Genomic DNA, 8,173 nt, shown 5'->3' with positions numbered 1-8,173 from the left:
ACTATGAAGTGCCGGGCAAGGAGTTAGCGAAAACCCGGGAGTTCGGCAAAACATAAGCTTTCATCGAGAGGGTCCACCATGAAGAAAATTGCTATTGCCTTCGGTTTCTCGTTCGGTCTCGCTTTGGCTGCGGTCCCCGCTCTCGGTGCCGAGTCCTTCGAGGTTTCGGTGGTCGCGGGGGGCACGGACTGGCCGAACTCCGGGGCGCAGATGGCCGATGGCGGGACGGACTGGCCGAACTCCACCGATGGCGGGACGGACTGGCCGAACTCCACCGATGGCGGGACGGACTGGCCGAACTAGGCTTTAGGCTTCGCGAAGCCCTTTGACCAGGTCAGGAGCGAGCTCGCCCGGTCGGTGCCGGGGAATGGTCTCGTCCGAAGAAGACTTCCGCAGCCGGAGTGGCGTTGACCGGACCCGCGGTGTCGGGCACTCCGATTCTCAGAAAGAATAATGCTCTCTGCGATTCTTTAACGCATCGAGGGCGAACGGAATCCCGGGCAGGGATCCTGCATTCATCACCATTCGCTGGAAGGCCACTATAGATATGACCACCCCTGGTTTTTCGATCCCATATCTCGGGACAATGAGCGGGTCCTCTTCCATCGTCGCTCCCCAGGACTTTCTCTGGGACGGGGGGCTCCGCGACCTCGTGTCCCAGGAGAGCTCCCGCAGGGCCGGGACCCTGACGATGTCGCTCTCCGACGGGTACGTTCCGCCCGCCGTCCGCGCGCTCATGTCCGATCACCTGCCCGTGCGCTTCGACCGTTCCCCGAGCGCCCTGGAGGACATGACGATCGACCGAGCCCAGCACCTGTTCGGCGCCGAGTACGCCGACGTCCGTCCCACCTCGCCCGCCGACGCCCTCCAGCTCGTCTGCCTGGCCCTGCTCGAACCCGAGGACGTGGTGCTGCGTATCCACACCACCGGGATCGATCCTCTGGGACCCACGTTCCCGGGCTTCCACCAGCGGGTGGACCTCGACATCCCACCGGACGGGGACCTCGACCGGGCCGGTTTCATCGAGGCCGTGCGGCACCACCGACCCACGGCGATCATCTATGACGCCGTCAACCGACTGCGCAGCACCGACTTCGCCCTGCTACGGCGCGTCGCCGACGAAGCCGACAGTTTGCTCATCGCCGACATCACCGGGATCACCGGAATCATCTCCGCGGGTCTCCTGCCCAACCCGATCAACGACGCCCACATCGTGATCGCCGGTACCCACGGCCAGCTCGGCGGGCCGCCCGGGGGACTGATCCTGTGCGGACGCGACGCGAACACCGAATACCGGGGGCGTGGCATCGCCCAGCGTCTGAGGCGGGTGAGCCATCGGAACTCCCAGGGCCGGGTGGACACCTTTCTCGCCGCGCAGGCGCACACCCTGGCGGCCGCCGTGACCCCGTGGTGGCGCGAGGTCGCCGAGCGCACCATCGACAACGCCCGCACCCTCGCCGATGAACTCAGCCTGTACGGGTACCGTCCGGTGACCGGAGGTACCGACACCCACATGGTCCTCATCGACCTGGACGGTTCGGGCCTGAGCGGCACCATGGCCGAGTCGGCCCTGGCCGAGGTCGGGATCGAGGCCACCGGCAGCAGGTTCCATAGCGCCGAGCGCGACGACGAACACCACGGCCTGTCCCTCTCGTTGACCAGTCTGACCATGCGGGGTTTCGAGACCGCGCAGATTCAACGCTGTGCCGAGTTGACGCACACCGCCCTTCAAGCCACCCGCCCCGTCGGAAGCCGTGGTCACGTACTCGACCCCGCCGTCCGGGACGCCCTCCTCGACGCCATCGCCGAGCTGACGGCCCCTTCCTGAACCGGTTCCGAGGACCCGGCGGGAACGTCCGGGGCCTGGCCCTCCAGACCGGATCCATGTCAGAAGAGCACGAATCCAACCCGACGATCAGGAGAAGACCCATGCAGGACACCTCGGAGAACAACATCCGCTACAGCGTCGTGGTCAACGACGAGGAACAGTACTCCGTCTGGCCCGAGTCCCGGAAGCTCCCGCACGGATGGCGGCACGAGGGCACCACCGGCACCAAGGAGGAGTGCCTGGCACACATCAACCGGACCTGGACCGACATGCGACCCCTGAGCCTGCGCCTGGCCATGGGAGACGCCTAGGTTCCGCCGGCCCCTCCACACGACCGCGGCCCGAAACCGGAGTGACCACCCGACCCTTGAGGGGTAGACAAGATGAGAATCCAGACCGAGCTCGGCCATCAGACGTTCACCGGTCGAACCAGGGAGCTCATGTCCCTTTGCCGGGAATTGGACTCCGTGGACGGACCACCGCGGCTCATCGAGGTCGTCGGTGAACCCGGTATCGGCAAGACCCGGCTGTTGACGGAAGCCCTGGCCGGCGTCGATGGAGACCGGAACACCGTCGTCGCGGGCACCGCCGACACCCAGGGGTGCGGAACGTTCGCCCCCCTGCCCGCCGGTCTCCCCGGGGTCGCGCGCCAGGAGGTGGACGGGGGTCTCGGCCTGGTCCTCGTGGTGGACGACGCCCACCTGGCCTCGCCGGAGATGGAAACGGAGATCATTCGGATCCTGCACCATCCGCCGGCCCGGCGGATGTCCTTGGTGGTGGCGCATCGTCCACGCCAGTGCTCGACCCGGCTGCTCGCCGCCATCGGTGGTTCACAAGGCCGATGGCGGCACGTGCGGCTCCAGGTAGGCCCCCTCGACAGGGAGGAGAGCCTGTCGATCACCGCCGAGGAGGTGTGTGTCCGCCACCGTTCCACCATTCATGAGAAGAGCGGGGGCAACCCCCGGTACCTGAGGGCCCTGATCGCCCTGTGCGGGGGGAGCGACTGCGTGGACGGCTCCGACATCGTCCCCGATCCTGACGCCCTGGCGCCCTTGAGCATGGAGATCGAAGCACTGCCCGGGCCGATTCGAGCGGTCGCGTACGCCGCGTCGGTGTTCGATGGGCATTTCCCACCCGAACGCCTCGCCAGGGTCGCCGACCTCGACATCGCCGAGACGCTCACGGCGGTGGGTGCGCTGGTGGACGCCGACGTACTCCGCGCCAACGCCGGACGGCGTGGATTCGTCTACCGTCACCAGGTGCTGCGCTGGGCCGCCTACCACGCGGCCCCCCTCACGACCAGGCTCGTCGCGCATCGACGGGCCGCGCACACGCTCCGTGAGGAGGGTCGTCCGGTCACCGACTACGCGGATCACCTGTGTCGGTCGGAGGATGGGGACGATGCCCGTGCCCTACTGATCGAAGCGGCCAAGGCCGTCGAGGTGTCCGACCCGGTCAAGGCCGTTCGCTGGTACGAGAGCGTTCTCGCCCACATGGGGGAGGACGATCCGCGCTCAAGGCTGGAGATCATGCTCGGCCTGGCCCGGGTGTGCGTGTCCAGTGGACGAATCGACCGGGGTCGCACGCTCATGGCCGAGGTCGATTCGCTCCTGGACCACACCGATCCGCGCACACCGGAGACCGGGGAGGTGATCGAGCTCAGGGCCTGGTTGGCGCAGATCGATGGCCACTACACCCAGGCTCGTGCCCTCCTGCACACGGGTATCGCCGGAAGGGGCGTTCACGACGCGCACCGGTTGCGTACCGCACTGGCGGCCACGTCCCTGTGGGACACCGGATGGGACTGGTCCGATGGCGCGGTCCTGTCCGTCATGGGCAGTGAGGACCCGGTGGCCCAGGCGGTCGTCCTAGGGATCCACGCCACGACCCGTCTGTCACGTGGAGACACCGAGGTCGCGCGGCACAGCGCCGTCGAGGCCGCCAAAATGATCGAACGGCGATCCGACGGTCAGCTCGCCCGCCGCCCCGAAGCACTGACCCACCTCGCCTGGGTGGAGGCCCACCTGGACACGTGCGATGTCGCGATCCGCCACTTCACGCGTGGCCTGTCCATCGTCCGGCGCGGCGGGTGTCCCCCGGCCGTGGTACCGATGCTCGTCGGTCTCGGACTCTGCCAACTGCGCCAGGGCCGGGTCGTGGAGGCCCTGGCCCGGGTCGAAGAGGCGGTCCGACTCGCCGAACTGATGGGCGCGGCGGACCTGATCGCCATGGCCTTGAACGCCCGCGCGCAGGTGTGGCTCGTCGAAGGCGCGGTCCTCGCCGCGCTCGCGGACGCCCAGAACGCCATTAACGCGGTCTCCCCGGACAGCCCCTGGTGGCGGCGGGCACGTATCTCCCAAGGTGGGGCGCACCTGCTCGCGGGCGACGTCTCGGAGGCGATCCATGCCCTGTTGGACGGCGCCGGCGATCATCTCTCCGAGCTTCCGGTCTGGGAGCGTCCCGCCGTCGCCGAGTCGCTTTGTCGGGCGGAGGCCGCCCGAGGCGATCACGACGAGGCCCTGAGTTGGGCCGCGCGGGCTACGGCCGCGGCGGAGGCCCTGGGAACCGCGCAGAGTCGCTGCCTGGCCGATCTGGCGCTGAGCGCGGCGGCTCGGCGTCCCAGCGAAGCCCTGGCCCACGCACTGGACGCCATAGTCGCCGGGGGGTCCTCGTTGACCTGCTCGTTCGAAATGGGTCGGGCGCACGCCGCGGCGGCCCGCGCCCTCCTGGCCTTGGGCGACGCCGGTTCGGCGGGCAGGCACATGGAACGGTTGGCCCTGTCCGCCGAACGCACCGGTGCGGGCGCCCTCGCGGCCTTGGTGCCGACCCTGAGGGCCGAGATCGAGCGTTTCGAGGGCGCCCCGCCACTCGTCGAGGAGAGCCGGCACAAGCTCAGCCGACGTGAGTTCGAGATCGCCGGTCTGGTCAGCGAGGGACACACCAACCGGCAGATCGCTCGACGGCTGGAGATGAGCCACAAGACCGTGGAGACCCATCTCGGTCGTATCTTCGGGAAGCTGGAAGTGGCCTCCCGGGCCGAGATCGCCGCGATGATGGGCAGAGGGGAGATCGGGGTACGTCCGCAACGAAGCAAGGCCGGGGCGGGCACCGTCACCGAGTGAGGTGGCCCCGACCGGGACCAACGGCGTGGGCCGATCAGTTGACCAGCCCACGTTTGTGGGCCAGGACACCGGCCTGAAACCGGCTCTCCGCCTTCAGTTCGGTCATGATCTCGGCGATGTGGCGCCGACAGCTGCGAACGGAGATGCCCAGTTTTCGGGAGACCATCTCGTCCTTGGCCCCCGTGACCAAACCCTCCAGGATGGCTTCGCGGATCTCCTCCTTGGCCACGGGCTGTTCGTTCAACGTGTCCACGGGGAATGAACGCCCGTTCTGCCACATGAGGTCGAAGAAGGAGCAGAGGTTGTCCACCACGGACGGTTCGCGCAACAGCACCGCGCCCTGGGTGACCTCGCCCCCCTCCATGGGGATGAAGGCCACCCGGCGGTCGAAGACGATCATCCGTCGAGGGACCACCGGAATGGTACGGACCTGCGCACCCAGTTTGCTGACCTCGTTGACGTAGTGCCTGGTGGGCGCGTGGTGTCGGGTCGCGTGTTGGAGGACCGAGCGCATCACCACCCCACGTTCCAACATGAGGCGGTCCAAGGAGATGCTGCGCGAGAGACCCTTCTCGCTCATGCCTCCGCCGGAGTGAGCGATGCACAACTCCTTCTCGGCCCTTTGTGCCTCGTTGGACAGGATCAGACGGACCAGGTCGACGTCCTCCACCACATCGAACGCCTCGGAGTTGCGGCGGGACTGACGAGCACTGAAGTAGGTGGGTTGGAGGGAGAGGAGCTCGTCGCGGACACGGTCCATCCGGATCTGTTCGTCTTGCAGACGTCTGCGGTCCGCCTCCAGCAGTTCGACCGCCGCGGACTCCGGCCCACTGGCCTGGTACCGATAGCGGGAGTCTTGGGAAGGACGCAACAGTCGGTAACCGATCAACAGGTCGATGAGTTCGAGGAGCCGGTCCTCGTCCAGACCCAGAAGCTCCCGAGCCTGTTCCGGTGTCCATGAGGGATCCTCGATGGTCAACCGGTAAAGCTCCACCGCTTCAGGGGGTATCGGTCCTTCGAGCTCGGTCGGTCCTTCTATCAACTTCTAACCGTTCTGGGAGGGGCGATCTCGGATCTCATGAGGCCCGGGACAAGGGCGTACCACCGTGGGTCGACCTGCGGTGGACGGGCTTCACCGCGCAACGGAATCGGCTTATCGATGGTAGGTGAGCTTGGGTCGGTAAGACATGTCGTGTCCGGAACCGGCCGTTTCGCATGATGGGTCCGGTGAGCCCCTCGACCGATGACGCCTCGACGAAGAGGCGGTCGACAGTGGTGGCGGGCGTTCTCGTGGTGTCGGGGGGTTGAAGGTCGACGATGGTGTGTTCGAGGGCCCCGTCCCACTTGGAGTTCCAGGTGGGCCCGGATCGGCGTGTTCTTCACCATCTCTTTCGACGGCGTTCTCCGGTCCTCGATGAAAATAACCAACGAATCTCCCCGTGTAAATGTGGGAAATATTCTCGACTCGCCTTCCTTGTGTCCGTTTATGTTACTTGTGTTCTCGGTTGAAAGGATAAGAATTCTCTCTGGTCGTCCATGTGAGGTCTTTTGTGTAATACTCTCACCTGGCGATGAATGAGGGTTTTTCGGGCAAGTCGTCCATTGGTCTCTTTCCGGGTGAAGATTGAGGTCAGGGGTCTGCGGTGGATCGAGTGACAGCCTCTCTGAGCTGCTTTTCTGCCGTCGAGGTGGGCTGTAGTCTCTCTTCTTCAACCGACCGTGGGTCGACTGACAGGCGCACGAAAACAATCTTCTGGCCGCTTCAACCCCGCTGTCGCCCGCGTATTGAATCTGTCGGCGTAGATCTATTTCATCAGCCCACAGAGCGTGGAGAGTGTCCGTGAGTCCCGACACCGAACAAAGTAATCCTGGTGCCACTACCGATGAGAGGAAGTTCCTGTATGCCCGTTCCGCCCTGCTCGGATATTTCTTCCTGACCGGAGCATTGCTGCCGGTGTGGGCGTCCCGCATCCCGGCGGTCAAGGAACAGGCCGGCGTCGGCGCCGACCAACTGGGCCTCGCCCTCCTGTGCATGGGCCTGGGGGCGGTGCTCACGGCGCGCACGGGCGGAGCCCTGCTCGATCGGTGCGCGCCCCGGTTCGTCATCGTCCCGGCCGGGGTGGTCGCGCCCCTCTGCCTGATGCTGCCGGGCATGGCCGAGGGTCCCGTCCGGTTGGCCATCGCCCTGTTCGTGTTGGGCGTCGCCCACTCCTTGCTCAACATCAGCGTCAACACCCACGCGGCCCTGCTCCAGAGGCCCCTGGGACGTTCGTTGATGTCCTCCTGCCACGCCTTCGTCTCACTGGGATCGTGCTTCGGGGCGCTGTGCGGATTCGTCACCGCCTACGCGGGCGTCAGCCCGCTCGCCGCGTTCCAGATGGTGGGGGTGCTCCTGGCCCTGGCCGCGTTGCTCCCGATGGGAGCCCTGTTGCGGTTCGCGCCTCCGCCGGTGGAGAAACCGAGCCGAGACCGTGAGACCGGCCGGCGGCCCGTGCTCTCACCACATCTGCTCCTCCTGGGAGCGATGGTCCTGACGGCCATGCTCACCGAGAGCGCCGTTCAGGACTGGAGCGCGCTCTACGCGCAGGAGAGCGTGAACGCCTCCGGGGCGTTCGCGGCCTCGGTCTTCGCCACGTTCACGATCACCATGACCATCGGCCGCCTGTTCGGGGACCGCCTGGCCCGGGTGCTGGGCCGCGTGAAACTGCTGCGGTCCAGTGCCCTGGTCGTGGTCTGCGGGTTCTTCATCGCCCTCGTCGTGCCCTGGGCCTGGGCCCTGCCGGTGGGGTTCGCCCTGGTCGGTCTGGGCCTGTCGTGCACGGTGCCGCAGCTCTTCAGCGCCGCGTCGGAGATCGATCCCCACCGGGTCGGAAGGAACCTGGGGACGGTGGCGGCGATCGGTTACCTGGGTCCTCTGGTGGGGGCGCCCGTGATCGGTGCCCTCGCGGAGCAGGAGGGCGTCGGCACGGGCCTGTTGCTGCCCGCGCTCCTGGTGTGCGGCCTGGCCCTGGGCGCCGGCGTGGCCGACCCGCGCCGCGCGGCGCGGGTGACCCACCGCCAGGCCCGGTGAGGCGTCGCACGTGGACACCGGTCGGATTCGCGAAGAGACCTGGACGGAACACGAGGACTTCGAGGCCCGTGGCCCCGGCGCCGTGAGACGCCGCCTTCTCGGTCGACCTGGAGACGGTTCCAACGCCTCATGCGTGCCGGAGAGGAGTTCATC

Annotated in this window: 5 protein-coding genes; 4 read left to right on the top strand and 1 reads right to left on the bottom strand. The window is 67.0% G+C overall.

Going from position 1 to position 8,173, the window contains the following annotated elements; genetic code table 11:
* The first annotated feature begins 586 nt into the window (after positions 1 to 586).
* From ABZ717_RS14970 to ABZ717_RS14960, 3 genes are all read left to right on the top strand, one after another.
* Complete coding sequence (locus ABZ717_RS14970) at positions 587 to 1,828, top strand: hypothetical protein (protein ID WP_358509901.1); 1,242 nt, start codon at positions 587 to 589, stop codon at positions 1,826 to 1,828.
* Positions 1,829 to 1,929: 101 nt separating this feature from the next.
* The gene (locus ABZ717_RS14965; protein WP_358509898.1) at positions 1,930 to 2,139 is read left to right on the top strand and encodes an MbtH family NRPS accessory protein; all 210 of its coding nucleotides are present in this window, start codon (positions 1,930 to 1,932) and stop codon (positions 2,137 to 2,139) included.
* A 72-nt stretch (positions 2,140 to 2,211) separates the two neighbouring features.
* Complete coding sequence (locus ABZ717_RS14960) at positions 2,212 to 4,950, top strand: LuxR C-terminal-related transcriptional regulator (RefSeq protein ID WP_358509895.1); 2,739 nt, start codon at positions 2,212 to 2,214, stop codon at positions 4,948 to 4,950.
* A 34-nt stretch (positions 4,951 to 4,984) separates the two neighbouring features.
* On the opposite strand, the gene ABZ717_RS14955 is transcribed toward ABZ717_RS14960, so the two are convergent.
* On the bottom strand, positions 4,985 to 5,929 hold the full coding sequence (locus ABZ717_RS14955) for a LuxR C-terminal-related transcriptional regulator (protein WP_358509893.1): 945 nt from the start codon (positions 5,927 to 5,929) through the stop codon (positions 4,985 to 4,987).
* A gap of 861 nt (positions 5,930 to 6,790) precedes the next feature.
* On the opposite strand from ABZ717_RS14955, the gene ABZ717_RS14950 reads away from it, so the two are divergent.
* Positions 6,791 to 8,020 (top strand): MFS transporter, encoded by a 1,230-nt coding sequence (locus ABZ717_RS14950; protein ID WP_358509890.1) that lies wholly within the window; start codon positions 6,791 to 6,793, stop codon positions 8,018 to 8,020.
* Positions 8,021 to 8,173: the final 153 nt, after the last annotated feature.

The sequence above is a fragment of the Nocardiopsis sp. NPDC006832 genome, from assembly GCF_040635885.1.
Lineage (GTDB): Bacteria > Actinomycetota > Actinomycetes > Streptosporangiales > Streptosporangiaceae > Nocardiopsis.
Note: the sequence above shows the minus strand (reverse complement) of the source record. Positions and strands in the feature narration are given on the sequence as shown.

Excerpts from the sequence above, each read along its gene's own strand:
- ABZ717_RS14970 (WP_358509901.1), top strand. The coding sequence starts at position 587 with ATGAGCGGGTCCTCTTCCATCGTCGCTCCCCAGGACTTTCTCTGGGAC.
- ABZ717_RS14965 (WP_358509898.1), top strand. The coding sequence starts at position 1,930 with ATGCAGGACACCTCGGAGAACAACATCCGCTACAGCGTCGTGGTCAAC.
- ABZ717_RS14960 (WP_358509895.1), top strand. The coding sequence starts at position 2,212 with ATGAGAATCCAGACCGAGCTCGGCCATCAGACGTTCACCGGTCGAACC.